This is a genomic window from Brevundimonas sp. TSRC1-1 (assembly GCF_049898245.1).
GTDB classification, from domain to species: Bacteria; Pseudomonadota; Alphaproteobacteria; order Caulobacterales; family Caulobacteraceae; genus Brevundimonas; species Brevundimonas mediterranea_A.
This window is the reverse complement of the sequence record NZ_JAFCXI010000004.1, coordinates 517,319-533,145: the sequence shown is the minus strand read 5'-3', so window position 1 is coordinate 533,145 and position 15,827 is coordinate 517,319. Positions and strand designations below refer to the sequence as shown.

Sequence of the window (15,827 nt, the reverse complement as noted above, 5' to 3'; positions counted from 1 at the left end):
CAGGGACCGCCGACCCGTCGCAGGCTTATGGGGTTAGGCGATAAGACCGCCACCGCTCGGCGCCCCGAGCTTGCAGGCCAACCAACCGCGCGGGGCGTCAAACCTTCGTCGAAACGGTACTCAAAGCACTAAACTCCGGGCGAAGGCCCGGCGCCCCGCCCAGCCCTCCGAACTTCGCAGCGAAAGCGCGTCGGCGCCTCCGCTCGCCCGCGTCACGGCGCGCAAAGAAAACCCCGGAATCAACACTGCCTTAACCGTAAGGATTCACCATGCCCGTCTCACTGTTCCGAGGCCGCGTTGCATGTCCGATCTGAAGCTCCCCACCCTGGATAAGCCCACCCTGGCCAAGGACGTCATTCACCGTGGCGATTGCATCGCCGTGCTGAAAAGCCTGCCCGACGCCTCGGTCGACATGGTCTTCGCCGACCCGCCCTATAATCTCCAGCTGGGCGGCGACCTGCTGCGTCCGGACAATTCCAAGGTCGACGCCGTCGACGACGACTGGGACAAGTTCGACAGTTTCGCCGAATATGACGCCTTCACCCGCGCCTGGCTGACCGAATGCCGCCGGGTGCTGAAGCCCGAGGGTTCGATCTGGGTGATCGGCTCCTATCACAATGTCTTCCGCCTGGGCGCGGCGATCCAGGACCTGGGCTTCTGGGTGCTGAACGACATCATCTGGCGCAAGTCCAACCCGATGCCGAACTTCAAGGGCACCCGGTTCACCAACGCCCATGAGACCCTGATCTGGGCCGCCCGCTCGCGCGAGCAGAAACGCTACACCTTCAACTACGACGCCCTGAAGGCCTTCAACGAAGACACCCAGATGCGCTCCGACTGGACCTTCGCCCTTTGCACCGGCGAGGAGCGGATCAAGGACGCCGACGGCAAGAAGGCCCATCCGACCCAGAAGCCCGAGGCCCTGCTGCACCGCGTGCTGCTGTCGGCCACCCGCCCCGGCGACGTCGTGCTGGATCCCTTCTTCGGCACCGGCACCACCGGCGCCGCCGCCAAACGCCTGGGCCGCCACTATATCGGCATCGAGCGTGACGAGACCTATGCAGAGGTCGCCGAGACCCGCATCGCCTCGGTCATTCCCGCCAATCCCGAAGACCTGATGGTCATGGGCTCCAAGCGCGCCGAGCCCAAGGTGCCCTTCGGCGCCCTGGTCGAAGCCGGCCTGTTGCACCCCGGCGACCGTCTGTACTGCCCCAAGGGCGAGCGCGAGGCCCGCGTCCGCGCCGACGGCTCGCTGGTGTCCGGCTCGATGACCGGCTCGATCCACAAGCTCGGCGCCCTGTTCGAGAACGCCCCCGCCTGCAACGGCTGGACCTACTGGCGCTTCAAGACCGACCAGGGCCTGAAATCCATCGACGCCCTCCGCGCCGAGGTCCGCGCCGGGATGCAATAGGAGACGGGTTCAGATCAGGGCCGGTTCGCCGGCCCGATCCAGCGCCTTGGCGAAGACGGTCGGCAGGGCCGCCCGCGCCGCCTCGAAGCCCAGCCACTGATAGTCGCCGGCCGCCTCGACCCGCGCTGTCCGCACCGTCAGGGTCAGGCTGAAATGGGTGAAGACATGCTCGACCGCCCCCGCCTCGCGCCAGTCGGCCGCGACCGGCGGCGTCGGATCGGGCGCGGCGCTCCAATCGCTGGTGGGCAGCCCCAGCATCCCGCCCAGCAACCCCTTGTCCGGCCGCCGCTCCAGCGCCACCTGTCCGTCGGGATCGATCATGACGAAGGCCACGCCCCGACGATGCGGCCGCTCCGCCTTCTTCAGTTTGACCGGGAACCGCTCTGGCGCCCCGCTCGCCAGACCCAGACACTGGTCCGCCGCCGGACACTGGCCGCACAGCGGCGACTTGGGCCGGCACACCGTCGCCCCCAGATCCATCAGCGCCTGAGCCCAATCGCCCGGCCGCTCGTCCGTCACGAACAGCCCCGCCAGCCGCCTCAGCTCGGGCCGCGCCGCCGGAACCGGAGTCTCGACTGCGAACAGCCGCGCCATGACCCGCTCGACATTGCCGTCCACTACATTGGCCGGGCGATCAAAGGCGATGGCCGCCACGGCCGCGGCCGTATAGGCGCCCACTCCCGGCAGGGCCAGCAGGCCCGCCTCCGTATCCGGAAACACGCCCCCATGTTCGCCCGCCACCGCCCTGGCGCAGGCCAGCAGATTGCGCGCCCGGGCGTAATAGCCCAGCCCCGCCCAGGCGGCCATGACCTCCCCGTCCTCCGCCCCCGCCAGATCGGACACCGTCGGCCAGCGGGCGGTGAAGCTCTGGAAATACGGCGTCGCATGCGGCGTCGTGGTCTGCTGCAGCATCACCTCCGACAGCCAGACCCGATAGGGCTCGGTCCGCGCCTGCGCCCCCGGCGGCGCGCGCCAGGCCAGGCTGCGCGCATGGCCGTCGTACCAGGCCAGCAATTCGGAACGGATCAGAGAGACGTCGAGCATGAGATGGCGCTATATAGGCCCATGCGCCGCCCGCTGCCCACAGACGCCGAGGTCCGCGAGATCCTGTCGCGCCGCCGCACCCGCCCGGCGCCGCGCCCGGCCCCGCGCGCCGGCAAGGCCCTGACGCCGCTGATCAAGAAACTGGACGAGAAATTCGGCCGCGGCGCAGGCGCGCTGGAGCCCCGCTGGCGCGAGATCGTCGGCGACCGCCTGGCCCGCGTCACCCGCCCCCAGAAGCTGACCAAGGGCAAGGCCGGCCAGCCCGGCGTGCTCGAGCTGCGCGTCGCCGGCGCCGCAGCCCTTCTGGTCCAGCATCAGTCCGAAGACATCCTGGCCCGCGTGAACCTGTTCCTCGGCGCCGGTTCGGTCGATCGCCTCCGCATCGCCCAGGGTCCGATCAAACCCCTGACCGAGGCCGCCGCCCGCCCCAAGCGCGCCGCCAAGCCCCCGCCCCTGGCCGCCGAGGCCGAGGCCGATCTGGCCGCCTCCATCGCCGACGTTCCCGACGAACTGCGCGCCGCCCTGGCCCGCCTTGGCCGCGCCACCCTGTCACGCTCGAACGACCGCGATTGACAAATCTTCGCCGCACCTGTTCTCGAATGATCAAGGTTGCGCTGTTCCCCGGGAATCGCGCGATCATCCGGCAACGCTCCGACCAAGGAAGTCCAATGGCCAATTTCGAAACCCGTTTCGCCCGCATGAGCCGCCGTGCGGCCATCACCGGCGCCGCCATGGCGACCATGGCCCTGGCCGCCTGCGGCGCCGGCGGCTCCAAGGGCGCGGCCGAGGGCGACATGGGCCTGGGCGCGGCGGAAGGCGCCAAGGTCACCGTGGTCGAATACGCCTCCGTCACCTGCCCCCACTGCGCCGTGTGGCAGGCCAAGACCTGGCCGGCGTTCAAGGCCAAGTACGTCGACACCAACAAGGTCCGCTACATCTTCCGCGAACTGCCGACCCCGCCGGTCGACGCCGCCACCGCCGGCTTCCTGGTCGCCCGCTGCGCCGGTCCGGACAAGTATTTCGACGTCATCCACCAGCTGATGGCCACCCAGCAGGAGATGCTGACCTCGTCGCCGCGCGACTGGCTGCTGCGCACGGCCCAGGCCGCCGGCCTGTCCGAGCAGCAGTTCAACGACTGCGTCACCGACAAGGAGGCCGTCGCCTCCATGGAGAAGCGCGTCCAGTTCGCCCAGGCCCAGGGCGTGACCGGCACCCCGGCCTTCTACGTCAACGACACTCAGGTCATCACCCCCGGCGGCGAAGGCGCCAGCTTGGCCGACCTGTCGACGGCCATCGACGCCGAACTGGCGAAATAAGCCATGATCCGGCGCGCCGTCCTCACCCTCGCCCTCCTGACCGCCACACTGGCGGGGCCGGCCTTCGCCGCCGAGCCCCCGCCGCCCGTGACGGCCCAGGATCATGTGCTGGGTCGGGCTGACGCGCCGGTGACGGTGATCGAATACGCCAGCTTCACCTGCTCGCACTGCGCCGACTTCCACAACGACGTTCTGCCGGCCTTCAAGGCCCGCTATATCGACACGGGCAAGGTCCGGCTGGTCCATCGCAACCTGCCGACCGCCCCGGCCAATGTCGCCGCCGCCGCCGCCGCCGTGGCCATCTGCGCCGCGCCCGGTCGCTATTTCGACGTGGCCGAGGTCTTCATGCGCGACCAGGCTGAGCTCCGCACCACCGGCGCCAAGCCCTGGTTCGACGCCGGCCTGGCCGCCAGCGGCAAGACGCGCGAACAGATCGAGACCTGCCTCGGCGATCCCGCGACCGGCGCCGCGCTCCAGGCCCAGATCGAAGGCGCGCAGGAGGCCGGCGTGGCGGGCACCCCCAGCTTCTTCGTCAACGGCAAGCCCGTCGCCGACCACTCGCTGGAGGCCCTGTCGGCCGCCGTCGACCCGCTGCTGCGCCGGTAAACGCCAGGAACGATGCAGTTTCAGCGCCTCCGGCTCGTCGGCTTCAAGTCGTTCGTCGATCCGGCGGAAGTGCACATCGAATCCGGCCTGACCGGCGTCGTCGGCCCCAACGGCTGCGGCAAGTCCAACGTCCTTGAAAGCCTGCGCTGGGTCATGGGCGCCAACTCGGCCAAGGCCATGCGCGGCCAGGGCATGGACGACGTCATCTTCGCCGGCGCCGCCGGGCGCCCGCCGCGCAGCCACGCCGAAGTCAGCCTGACCATCGACAACGCCCAGCGCCGCGCCCCCCAGCCCTTCACCGACAGCCCGGTGCTGGAGGTGTCGCGCCGCATCGATCGGGGCCAGGGCTCGACCTACCGGATCAACGGCAAGGAGGTCCGCGCCCGCGACGTCCAGCTGTTGTTCGCCGACGCCTCGACCGGCGCCAACTCCCCCGCCCTGGTCCGCCAGGGCCAGATCTCGGAACTGATCGCCGCCAAGCCCCAGAACCGCCGCCGCATCCTGGAAGAGGCGGGCGGCGTCGCCGGCCTGCACACCCGCCGCCACGAGGCCGAACTCCGGCTCAAGGCGGCCGAGACCAACCTCGAACGGCTGGACGACATCGGCCGCGAACTGGAGACGGCGCTGAACCGGCTGAGGCGCGAAGCCCGCCAGGCCGAGAAATACAAGAAGATCTCCGCCGAAATCCGCGCCCTTCAGTCGGCGCTCCTCTACGTCCGCTGGAACGACGCCAGACTGGCGGCCGAGACCGCCGCCGAGGAACTGCGCGCCGCCGACCGCGCGGTGGCGGAAACGACAACCGCCGCCGCCGCCGCCCAGACCGCCGCCCTCGCCGCCCAGGAGGCGCTGAAGCCGGCGCGGGAGGAGGACGCCGTCGCCTCCGCCCTGCTGCACCGCGCCAGCCTGGAGCGCGACCGGCTCGACATGGCCGAACAGGCCGCCCGCGCCGAGGTGGACCGTCTCAAGGCCGAGGCCGCCCGCATCGCCGCCGACGCCGAGCGCGAGACCAATATGGCCGCCGACGCCCGGCGCGAACTGGACCGGCTGGACCAGGAACTGACCCGGCTCCAGGCCGAGATCGCCGCCGCCCCCGAACGCGGCCCCGAACTGGACAAGGCCCTGACCGCCGCCGAAGAGGCCCGCAAGGCCGCCGACGCCGAGGTTGAACGTCTGGCCGCCGCCCTCGCCGCCGTCGAGGCCCGCGCCAACGCCGAGGCCGCTCGCCGCCGAGACGCCGAGACCCGCCTCACCCGCGTCGCCGCCCAGCGGGATCAGGCGCAGCGCGAACGCGACGCCCTGGGGCCGCTGGAAACGCCCGAGCTGGAGGCCGCCCGTCAGGCGCTGGAGACCGCCCAGGCCGAGCTGACCGCCGCCCGCGAAGCCGTCGAGGCCGCTGAGGCCAAACGCGGCGACCTGGCCCGCGCCGAGCAAGAGGCCCGCACCGCCGCCCGCGCCGCCGAAGACCGGCTGGGCCGGCTGCAGACCGAGGCGCGCGGCCTGGCCCAACTGCTGGTCGGGGGGAAGCGCGACCACGCCCCCGCCCTCGACAAGGTCCGCGCCGACCGGGGCTATGAGGCCGCCCTGGCCGCCGCCCTGGGCGAAGACCTCGACGCGGCCCTGGACGCCCGCGCCGCCGCCTACTGGGGCGGGGCCGATCCACACCCGCCGGTCTGGCCCGCGGGGGTGGAGCCCCTGTCCGACCACGTCCAGGCGCCCGAGCAGCTGGCCGCCCGCCTGGCCCTGTGCGGCGTCGCCCGTCGCGCCCAGGCGGCCGATCTCGCCCGGACCCTGCCCGTCGGCGCCCGTCTGGCCACGCCCGAGGGCGACCTGTACCGCTGGGACGGCTTCGTCAGCCGGGCGGAAGCGCCCCGCCCCGCCGCCGTCCGCCTGGCCCAGCGCACCCGCCTGGCCGAGCTGGAAACCGAGATCGACAAGGGCAAGCCGGCGCTCGAACAGGCCCAGGCCCAGCAGAAGGGGGCGGCCGAGGCCTTCCGCGCCGCCGAGGAGGCGGTGAAGACCGCCCGCCTCAAACCCTTCGCCCTCGACAAGGCCGTGACCGCCGCCCGCGACCGGGTCGAAAGCCTGACGCGCGACCAGACCCGCCGCGAGGCCCGCGCCCAGGCTCTGGATGAGGCCCTGGCGCGTCTGGCGGCCGAGGTGGCCGAGGCTGATGCCGCCCTGGCCGCCGCGCAGACGGTCGAGGCCCCGTCCGAGACCCTGTCCGGCCTGCGTGACGATCTGACCGCCGCCCGCGCCGGCGCCGACGCCGCCCGCATCGCCGCCCAGACCGCCCGGTCGGACCGGGACGCCGAGGCCCGCGACCGCCAGGGCCGCGAACAACGCCTGGGCGGCCTGACCCGCGCCCGCGACGGCTGGATCGCCCGGTCCAAGGACAGCGGCGCCCGGGTCGCCGCCCTGACCACGGACGCCGAGCGAACCGCCGCCCAGCTGAAACAGGCCGAGGTCGCGCCCCAGGGTTTCGCGGAACAGCGCACCAGGCTGCTGGATGTCCTGACCGCCGCCGAACAGCGCAAACAGGCCTCGTCAGACGCCATGGCTGTAGCCGAGAGCGCCGCAACCGAGGCCGACCGCGCCGCCCGCGCCGCCGACGCCGCCGCCTCCCAGGCCCGCGAAGCCCGCGCCGGTCTCGCCGCCCGCGCCGAGGCCGCGGCCGAGAAGCTGACCGAGGCCGAGACCACCGTCCGCGAAACCGCCCAGATGTCGCCGGAGGACCTGGCCCGCAAGCTGACCGACGAGGCCGTGGCCCGGCCGCCCGACGCCGCCGGGGCCGAGAGCCTGCTGTACGGGCTGGAGCGCGAACGCGAGGCCCTGGGCGCCGTCAACCTGCGCGCCGAGGACGAGGCGACCGAATACGGCGACCGGCTGAACAGCATGAAGTCGGAACGGATCGACCTGACCCAGGCCATCGCCAAGCTGCGCGACGGCATCGACGAACTGAACGCCGAGGGCCGCGAACGGCTGGTCGCCGCCTTCGACGTCATCAACGCCAACTTCAAGGCCCTGTTCGAGGCCCTGTTCGACGGCGGCCAGGCCGAGCTGAAACTGGTCGAGAGCGACGATCCGCTGGAGGCGGGCCTGGAGATCTACGCCTGCCCGCCCGGCAAGCGGCTGTCGGTCATGAGCCTGATGAGCGGCGGCGAACAGGCCCTGACGGCGGCCGCCCTGATCTTCGGCGTCTTCCTGGCCAACCCCGCCCCCGTCTGCGTCCTGGACGAGGTGGACGCCCCGCTGGACGACGCCAACGTCGACCGGTTCTGCAAGATGCTGCACGAGATGCGGTCACGCACGGACACCCGCTTCATCGTCATCACCCACAACCCCGTCACCATGAGCCGCATGGACCGGCTGTACGGCGTCACCATGCCCGAGCGCGGCATGAGCCAGTTGGTCAGCGTGGACCTGCACCAGGCGGAGAAACTGGTCGCATGATCCCCCTGCTGCTGGCCTTCCTGCTGACTGGGGCCGATCCTGAACTGGTCCCGACCGGCGTCGGCCGTTTCGCCATCTATGCCGATGTCGCCTCCATCGAACGCACGGGCGACGTGGCCCATATGCGCGAGCTTCAGGTCACGGAGGCCGGGTTCAAGGTCGGGGACGTGACCTATGTCGGCGGCTGGTCGCGCTGGGCCTTCGATTGCCGCGCCGGCACGGCGGACCGGCTCGACTTCGCGTCCTTGAAAGCCGACAGAACCGAAGGCCCGGCGACGCCCGACCCCGCCCCGCCCTATGAAGCCGCGCCGGGCGGAGACGCGGCGGAACTGATGGCCGTGGCGTGCGGGGAGGCTCCCATAGAAACCCTGTCGCTGGACCAAGCCATTCATCAGGGGCAAGCCGCGCTGAAGGATTGACCCCTTGCCTCTCCCTCCCCTTCAGGGGAGGGTGGTCGAGCGCAGCGAGACCGGGTGGGGGCGGCCCAGAATGGCCAGGATTGCCAAGGCCAGAGCCATGCGAAAATCCATGAGCCCGCCGGAAGCGCGGCTTTGGCTGTCGCTGCGTCGCCTGCGCGCACAGGGCTTTCACTTTCGACGCCAGCACCCCCTGCTTGGCTATTATCTCGACTTCGTCTGCCTCTCGCGAGGACTGGTGATTGAAGTCGATGGCGGTTCGCACGAGGGGCGCAGCGACCGGGATCGACGACGCGACGACGCCCTGGTGCAGGTGGGGTTGAAGACGCTTCGCATCCCGGCCGTCGACGTCAGGGATCGCCTGACAGATGTTGTGGACTTCATCTTACGCGAGCTTGAGGCGGCCGCCCCCACCCGGCCGCTGCGCGGCCCCCCTCCCCGGGACGGGGAGGGAGACTAAGGCGCTGAAGGACTGACCGGCCGCTCCTCCCCCTGCGGCCATTCCAGCCGGTCGCGCGGCAGGGCTTCGCGGCATTCGTCGCGCATGAAGGCCATCAGTTTCTCGCGGATTTCGCAGCGCAGGTCGAAGGCGACGCCGGCGGAGCGGGCGCTGGCCAGGCAGCGGACCTGAAGCACTCGTGCGGTGATGTCGGTCACCTGCATCACCTGGACGTCGCCGTCCCACAGCTTGGACGCCTTGACGATCCCCTCGAACGCCGTGCGCAGCCGGTCGATCGGGGCTTCGTAATCGACGTAGAAGAAGGCCGAGCCGATCAGGCGGGCGTTCTCTCGCGTCCAGTTCTGGAACGGCGTCGAGATGAAGTAGGACAGGGGCAGGACCATCCGCCGCCAGTCCCACAGCTTGACCACCACATAGGTGGCGGTGATCTCCTCGACATTGCCCCACTCGTTCTCGACGATGACGGCGTCGTCCAGTCGGATCGGCTGGGTCAGGGCGATCTGGATGCCCGCGACCATGTTCGTCAGGATCGGCTGCAGGGCCAGACCGGCGATGATGCCGACCACGCCCGCCGAGGCCAGCAGGCTGACGCCCCACTGGCGGAAGCCGGCGATGGTCATCAGGGCCAGGCCCACGGTGACGATGAACAGGATCACCTTGGCCACCCGTTGCAGGATGCGGGTCTGGGTCAGGTGTTTGCGGGCGAGCAGATTGTCCTCGACGGCGATATTGTACCGCTTCAGGTGCATCACCGACCACATGTCCAGCAGGCCCGAGGCCAGCCAGCCCAGGGTCAGGACGAACAGGAAACGCAGCACTTCGCGGATGTCGGCCGACGGCGCGGGATCCATCGGCGAGACGGTCACGCCGATGCCGATGCCGATCAGGATCATCATGACCCGCAGCTTCTTGCGCGCCCGCTCGACCACGCCGCGCCAGAAGACGTCGCGGTTCTTCACCACCCGCCGCAGGATCATGAAGACGATCTTGTGCGCCACCCATCCGCCTGCGACGAAGCCGGCCGTCACCAGCACGATCACGGCCCATTCGGGCAGCCAGTCGAACCGGCGCCACAGGTCATGAATCTGGCGGGTCAGGGCGGTGATTTCAGGAGGCATGCGTAAGGGACGCATTGACGCCGAATGGGTTCCCGCAAAGCTTGACGAACGCGGTTCAGCCCTTCGCCGTCTTCTCCACCAGATCGGCCAGGCGCTGCGCCGCATCGGGGATGGCGACCGAACGCGCCGCCGCCGACATGGCCGCCAGACGCGCCGGGTCGGACAGCAGTCCCTCCAGCGTCGCCGTCAGGCCCTGAACCGTCAGATCATCCTCCAGCACCATCTCCGCCGCCCCGGCGTCGACCAGGGCCTTGGCGTTCAGGCGCTGGTGGTCGTCCATGGCGATCTTCAGCGGAATCAGCACCGACGGCAGGGCCGCGACGGCCAGTTCGGCGCAGGTCGAGGCGCCCGAACGGCCGACGACCAGATGCGCCTTGGACAGACGCTCGGCCATGTCGCGGAAGAAGGGCGCGACCTCGGCCTCGATCCCGGCCTCCAGATAGATCTGGCGGGCGGTCTCCAGCGTCTCGGGTCGCGACTGCTGCTGCACCTTCAGACGACGGCGCAAGGCTTCCGGCAGGGCGGCCAGGGCGCGGGGCGTGGTCTCCGACAGGATGCGCGCCCCCTGGCTGCCGCCCGTCACCAGCACCTGGATGGAGCCGCCGTCGACCGGGGCCGCATAGGCGCGGTCGAACAGGGCGCGGATCTCGCTCCGCACCGGCGAGCCGACGACGTGCGACCGGCCCTGCACCTTGGCCGGCGCCCGCTCCAGCGTCGGGAAGGACGAGGCCACTTCCCCGACATAGGGGGCCAGGATGCGGTTGGTGCGGCCCAGGACGGCGTTCTGTTCGTGAATCACGGTCGGCCGCTGCGACGTCACCGCCGCCACCAGGGCCGGCGCCGACGGATAGCCGCCGAAGCCGACCACGACGTCCGCCCCCAGCCGGTCGAAGGCCGCGCGCGCCTGCATCACCCCCTTGAAGATGGCCACCCCCGCCTTGATCAGGCCCAGCGGACCCGAGCCGGTCGCCGCATCCAGGGCCAGCCGTTCCTCGGCCGGAAAGGCGTGGGCGTACTGCTCGCCGCGATGATCGGTCGCCAGCACCACGCGCCAGCCGCGCGCGGCCAGTTCACGCGCCAGGGCCTCGGCCGGGAACATGTGGCCGCCGGTGCCGCCGGCGGCGACGACGCAGAGCTGGGTCATGGGTGCGGTCTCCGAAAAACACCGTCTGAATAGTCTGAAACCCGGACGACAGGGAGCGGGATCACCGACGCCCTAGCGCGCCAGAACGATCTCGCAGCCCGGCGCGATCACGGCCTGAAGGGCGCCCGGCTTCTCGATCCGCACGGTCGCCCGCCGCACCCGCCGGTCCTCCAGACAGGCCCGCGCCAGCCGTTCGGCGAAGGTCTCGACCAGGCCCACATGGCCCTCGGCGGCGATGGCGCGCGCCGCATTGGCCACGGTCTCGTAGTTGATGGTGTCGCCCAGCCGTTCGATCGGCCGCGGCTCCAGCTCCAGCGTCACATCGATCACCAGCCGCTGCAGCCGCCCCTGCTCGTGGTCATAGACCCCGATCCCGGCCTCGACCTCCAGCCCGCGCACGAAGACGCTCAGCCGCTCGAAACGCAGCGGCTCGTCCGCCGGAAACGGCGTCACCTGAGAGGACTGGACCACGCGCTACTCCTGGATGTCGGGGGTGCGCCAGGCCAGGTGCTGGCCCCCGTCGACGGCGATCATCTGGCCCGTGACCATCCGCGCGTCAATGAGCCACAGCACGGCCTCGGCCACCGCCTGCGGGCTGCCGGGCGTCTGCAACAGGGTGCCGCGCGCCTCGGCGGCGAATTCCCCGGGGGTCTGGTGGATCGACGGCAGGGTCGGCCCCGGCCCCACGGCATTGACCCGGATGCCCGGCGCCAGGGCCTGGGCCAGGGTCCGGGTCGCCCACCACAGGCCGTTGCGCGACAGGCTGTAGGAGAAGAAGCGCGGATCCGGCTTCAGCACCTTCTGGTCCAGCAGGTTGATGATCACCCCTTCCACAGCCTGGGCGGCGAAGGCCTCGGCCAGCACCAGGGGCGCCCGCAGATTGGTCTCGACATGCCGGTCCCAGCTGTCGCGCGTCAGGCCGCCGACCCGGTCGTCCTCGAACACCGAGGCGTTGTTGACCAGCACCGTCACAGGCCCCAGCGCCTCGACCGCCGCGGGAACCAGCGCCCGCACCCGGGCCTCGTCCGTCAGGTCCGCCTGCAACAGACACGCGCGCCGCCCGAGGCCCGCGATCTCGTCGGCCAGGGTCCGGGCGTCCTCGCCCGACGCATGATGATGGATCGCCACGTCGAAGCCCGCCCGCGCCAGGGTCAGGCAGATCTCCCGCCCGATCCGCCGCGCCCCGCCCGTGACCAGGGCGACGCCCCGCGCCGGGGCGACGCGGGCGGCGGCGGGCGGCGGCGGGACTTCAGTCAACCCGACCGAACTCGAAGACGTTGAACGCCGCGATGACGGCGACGAAGCCGAAGATGATGCCGAGAGCCAGCATGGGATGCTCCTGTGTCTGATCTTCGATTAGAGCGGTCCGGGGCGCGGTTCAAGCGGGGGCGGGTCTGGGCGGGGAGATGGCGGGATTGGGATGGGAGTAGGGAGAGCGGGTATCGCAGACAATCCAAAGGGTCTGCTTCAGCCAGAAAGCCGCCAAGTTTGAACTTCTGCTTCGATTAGGCCGCCTGAGTCGCAGCAGAGCCAATGCGTCGGTGGCTTTTGCCAAGTCACAACAGTGACGCATAACGCTAACTCTTATTGATTACGTCATCCACGTCGGACACCCATCTATTCATTAATTCGATACGTTTAGGGACCAAGGCGAGGGTGCTCGCACAACTCTCCCGCTCTTTCTCTAGGTCGCCCTTTTCTTGTGTCGCGTATCGCTCGAGATCTCTCAGTCCGTCAAGGATGTCCCCTACCAACAGAGATGTCCGAATGACCGGCTCCACAAGAGCCGCGTCTTCAACAAGATGTTTCGGTAGTTCTGATAGCTGCCCCTGAAGAAACTCTAGGTCGCGGGCGTATGTGCGCGCTACGGCCATAAAGGATATGTCGTGATCTTTGATCGATTCATATATCATTTCGCATCGACTGATCGTTCCATGCAGAACCACCTTCGCGTAAGCCCTTGCCGAGTTGCGCTTTTCAACCGCGCGAAGTTCTTCACGGTCCCAGGCATCTTTTTGTTGGCGTTGAGCCAGCTCTAGAGACCTGGCAGCCCGACGCCCCTCCATGCTAGCTACGGCCGCTACAGCTACGATTGCCGCAATCGAACCGACGGCTTGCACCCAACTAGCCACCCCATCGTTGTTGTTCATCGCGGGCATGACCCGCGACCACGATTGTGATGAGTTCCGACACCAGCAACACGAGTATGCCGCCGGCTGCACCGCTGCCGACCCACGGGAGAGCACCGCGAAACGCGCTTTGCTTCCCGTCGGTCATTGCATTTCCTCGGTTTGAGTTCTGTAGGCCGCTACCTCGCCAGGGAGTTCGAAGCTGTATTTGAGGAAAGTCTCCGTGAACAACCGCAGAGGCTTTGCATCCTCCTCAACGAAATCCTCTGGATCGTGAAGCGCTTCATTGCCCTCGATCCGAACCCTATCCGCCCACGCTCGCATATCGGGAGTGATGCGGTGGTTATCGTGAAGCCACTCAAGGCGGCGATAGAATGTCAGTCCCGCTGGTACACCCTCCATCCCTTTGGTCGCGATATCTAAGGCTGATCTGTACATGGCGACAGCAGCGTTCCAGCTACCCCGACGGTAGGCATCCTCACCCTCAATAAAACGCCGCGCGACCGCGACTGGGGTGTGGGAGGGGGCCTGCGTGTCGACTACTTCTGGCCAGGACTCGGTGAGGCTCCAGAAGCTGTCGGCCAAATTCCCAACCGTGTTGACCAAGTCTGCATTGCGACCCGCACTGTTTGACGCAATTCCAGCGATAGGTTTGCGGCATGCAGCGCATAACATCAGTATAGGCCGAGGCAATGCTTCCGCGCGCTGCCAAACGACATTCGCCGCCACACTGGCAGTCCTACAATGCGGACAATCAAGCTGAAACAATCCCATCCAAATCCCCACCACGTTTGACAAGATAAATCGAATAGCTGAAGCCCCCACCTACCCCGATGCGTACTCATCGATCCATTGATCAAATGTCGTCAACTGCCCCGTTTGGACGCGGACTAGTACAGGCATCACCTTTCCGGTGGGAGTTGGTACGTGTTTGCATCGGGATGGTGCTTGCGGGGCCATCAAGCCACGACGCTACGATCTCTGGCATATAGAAGTACTCCCTCCCAGCGGCACGACGCAATTCTTGGAGGAGAAGGGCTCCCGGGAGGACTGATGATCAAGAAGCTTGCGATCGCTGCCACCTTCCCGAAATGACGTAGGCCGTGCTTCGCAACTATCATTCAACGGCCGCTGCGGGTCGGTTCGCAGAATGGGCACCGTGCTCGAAATCAAACCTCTAGCTAGCGCGGGGTGTCACTCTTATGGTGTGGCCCGCTTGCTGGCTCATGGCGCAGGGCGGTTCCTCGTCTATCCAGTTGGCCAGCCCCCTCCCCCTTCCCTCCCGCCCCCAAAGATGATCGAACATCCCGCCACACACCACGGCCGGGGGCGGACACATCGATGAACTGGCGTCAGCGCGTCGAACCCTTCACCCGCCCCGTCTTCTTCGCCTGGTCGCGCCTCACGCGCGGCAAGACGCTGGGCGTGCGGGCGGTGGCGACGGATGCGGAAGGACGGGTGCTGCTAGTCAAACACACCTATCTGGCCGGCTGGTGGCTGCCCGGCGGCGGGGTGGACAAGGGCGAGACCACCCATGAGGCCGTGGTGCGCGAACTGCGCGAGGAGACCGGGCTGATCGCGCGGGCGGCGCCGCGCCTGGTCTCGCTGCACGCCAACGAGCGGTTCTTTCCCGGCGATCATGTCGCCGTCTTCGTCATCGACGCCTTCGACCAGGGCGAACGCACCAGCCACGGCGAGATCGCCGAGGTCGGCTGGTTCGCGCCCGACGCCCTGCCCGCCGACGTCAACCGGGGCTGTCGCGCGCGGCTGGCCGAATGGTTCGACGGCGTACAAATCGATACAAATTGGTGAGGCGGACCGGACGGCGCACGGCGTTATCCTGAGGATCCCGAAAGGATGTCCCATGTCCGTCTCCCGCCGCGCCGCCCTGCTGGGCCTGACCCTCTCAACCCTGGCCGGCCCGGCCCTGGCGCAGCGCCGCCTGGGGCGCCGACGCGACCAGGCCGGCGGCAGCGCGGCGGCCCCCGTCCACACCTGGGCCTTCGGCCCCGACCCGCTCCAGGCCTATGACGTCTATGCGGACCACGGCTCCGGGCCGATCCTGATGTTCGTCCACGGCGGCGGCTGGTCGCGCGGCGAGCGGGCGATGGTCAGCGAACTGCCCGCCTACGCCCAACGTCACGGCCTGACCCTGGCCTCGACCAGCTATCGCCTAGCCCCCGCCGTCAGCGCCCGCGAATCGGCCATGGACGTCGCCGCCGCCGTCGCCGATCTGAAACGCCGCCTGCCGGGTCGCCCCCTCTATCTGCTGGGCCATTCGGCCGGCGCCCATCTGGCCGCCCTGGTCGGGATCGACCCCGACTATCTGGGAGCGGTCGGGCTGAAGCCGTCTGATCTGGCGGGGGTCATCCTGCTGGACGGGGCGGGCTATGACGCCACCGCCCCGCGCGGCGACGACCGGATCGATCAGTGGCTGGGCCAGACCTATGACCAGGCTTTCGGCGACCAGGCGGCCGCCCTGTCGCCGACATTGCGCGTCCGCCCCGGCGTCGCCTATCCGCCCTTCCTGATCTTCCACGTCGCGCGGCGTCAGGATTCGGCCGTCCAGAGCCGCGACCTGGCCCAGGCCCTGACCCGCGCCGGCGGCCGGGCCGAGGTCGTCGCCGCCCCTGACGACAGCCACATGACCATCAACCGCGGCTTCGGCGTCGCCGGCGATCCCGAGGGCGAACGCGCCGCCCGCTTCATCTCGGGCTAACAAACGGCCGAGGG

The 15,827-nt window shown here is 69.3% G+C and carries 16 protein-coding genes; 9 read left to right on the top strand and 7 right to left on the bottom strand.

The genetic code is table 11. From position 1 onward, the window contains the following. The first annotated feature begins 301 nt into the window (after positions 1-301). A complete protein-coding gene (locus ACP7CK_RS16105; protein WP_426026665.1) occupies positions 302-1,411 on the top strand; it encodes a site-specific DNA-methyltransferase in 1,110 nt (369 codons plus the stop codon). A 9-nt stretch (positions 1,412-1,420) separates the two neighbouring features. Here the strand turns inward: ACP7CK_RS16105 and mutY are convergent, their stop codons facing one another. Then, positions 1,421-2,455: an A/G-specific adenine glycosylase gene (gene mutY / locus ACP7CK_RS16100; RefSeq protein ID WP_426026664.1), complete on the bottom strand. Its 1,035-nt coding sequence runs from the start codon at positions 2,453-2,455 to the stop codon at positions 1,421-1,423. A 21-nt stretch (positions 2,456-2,476) separates the two neighbouring features. Between mutY and ACP7CK_RS16095 the strand changes: the two genes are divergently transcribed. The 6 genes from ACP7CK_RS16095 to ACP7CK_RS16070 all read left to right on the top strand — a co-directional run bounded on the left by ACP7CK_RS16095 (position 2,477) and on the right by ACP7CK_RS16070 (position 8,703). Then, positions 2,477-3,028, top strand: a complete 552-nt coding sequence (locus ACP7CK_RS16095) for a DUF721 domain-containing protein (protein WP_035311017.1) — start codon at positions 2,477-2,479, stop codon at positions 3,026-3,028. A 95-nt stretch (positions 3,029-3,123) separates the two neighbouring features. Next, on the top strand, positions 3,124-3,771 hold the full coding sequence (locus ACP7CK_RS16090; RefSeq protein WP_426026663.1) for a DsbA family protein: 648 nt from the start codon (positions 3,124-3,126) through the stop codon (positions 3,769-3,771). A 3-nt stretch (positions 3,772-3,774) separates the two neighbouring features. Next, on the top strand, positions 3,775-4,377 hold the full coding sequence (locus ACP7CK_RS16085) for a thioredoxin domain-containing protein (RefSeq protein ID WP_292150510.1): 603 nt from the start codon (positions 3,775-3,777) through the stop codon (positions 4,375-4,377). A 12-nt stretch (positions 4,378-4,389) separates the two neighbouring features. Further along, positions 4,390-7,827, top strand: coding sequence for an AAA family ATPase (locus ACP7CK_RS16080; protein ID WP_426026662.1), 3,438 nt, complete (start codon positions 4,390-4,392; stop codon positions 7,825-7,827). Continuing rightward, complete coding sequence (locus tag ACP7CK_RS16075; RefSeq protein WP_426026661.1) at positions 7,824-8,246, top strand: surface-adhesin E family protein; 423 nt, start codon at positions 7,824-7,826, stop codon at positions 8,244-8,246. Before ACP7CK_RS16080 ends, ACP7CK_RS16075 begins: the two co-directional genes overlap by 4 nt. A gap of 70 nt (positions 8,247-8,316) precedes the next feature. Then, positions 8,317-8,703 carry an endonuclease domain-containing protein gene (locus ACP7CK_RS16070; RefSeq protein ID WP_426026660.1) on the top strand — a complete coding sequence of 129 codons (387 nt, stop codon included), beginning with the start codon at positions 8,317-8,319 and terminating at the stop codon, positions 8,701-8,703. Here the strand turns inward: ACP7CK_RS16070 and ACP7CK_RS16065 are convergent. The 6 genes from ACP7CK_RS16065 to ACP7CK_RS16040 form a co-directional block, all read right to left on the bottom strand. Next, positions 8,700-9,821, bottom strand: a complete 1,122-nt coding sequence (locus tag ACP7CK_RS16065) for a mechanosensitive ion channel family protein (RefSeq protein WP_292150504.1) — start codon at positions 9,819-9,821, stop codon at positions 8,700-8,702. The genes ACP7CK_RS16070 and ACP7CK_RS16065 overlap by 4 nt on opposite strands. Positions 9,822-9,876: 55 nt before the next feature. Further along, complete coding sequence (gene murG / locus ACP7CK_RS16060; RefSeq protein ID WP_426026659.1) at positions 9,877-10,965, bottom strand: undecaprenyldiphospho-muramoylpentapeptide beta-N-acetylglucosaminyltransferase; 1,089 nt, start codon at positions 10,963-10,965, stop codon at positions 9,877-9,879. 72 nt (positions 10,966-11,037) lie between these two features. Continuing rightward, positions 11,038-11,436, bottom strand: coding sequence for a dihydroneopterin aldolase (gene folB / locus ACP7CK_RS16055; RefSeq protein ID WP_008259843.1), 399 nt, complete (start codon positions 11,434-11,436; stop codon positions 11,038-11,040). Positions 11,437-11,439: 3 nt separating this feature from the next. Continuing rightward, complete coding sequence (locus tag ACP7CK_RS16050) at positions 11,440-12,222, bottom strand: SDR family oxidoreductase (RefSeq protein ID WP_426026658.1); 783 nt, start codon at positions 12,220-12,222, stop codon at positions 11,440-11,442. A gap of 320 nt (positions 12,223-12,542) precedes the next feature. Then, on the bottom strand, positions 12,543-13,124 hold the full coding sequence (locus ACP7CK_RS16045; protein ID WP_426026657.1) for a hypothetical protein: 582 nt from the start codon (positions 13,122-13,124) through the stop codon (positions 12,543-12,545). Positions 13,125-13,238: 114 nt separating this feature from the next. Continuing rightward, entirely contained in the window at positions 13,239-13,679 is a 441-nt protein-coding gene (locus tag ACP7CK_RS16040) for a DUF4145 domain-containing protein (RefSeq protein WP_426026656.1), read from the bottom strand. Between the two features lie 756 nt (positions 13,680-14,435). Here ACP7CK_RS16040 and ACP7CK_RS16035 point away from each other — a divergent pair. Then, positions 14,436-14,906 carry an NUDIX domain-containing protein gene (locus ACP7CK_RS16035; RefSeq protein WP_426026655.1) on the top strand — a complete coding sequence of 157 codons (471 nt, stop codon included), beginning with the start codon at positions 14,436-14,438 and terminating at the stop codon, positions 14,904-14,906. Positions 14,907-14,958: 52 nt separating this feature from the next. Continuing rightward, a complete protein-coding gene (locus tag ACP7CK_RS16030; protein ID WP_426026654.1) occupies positions 14,959-15,813 on the top strand; it encodes an alpha/beta hydrolase in 855 nt (284 codons plus the stop codon). The last annotated feature ends 14 nt before the right edge of the window (positions 15,814-15,827 follow it).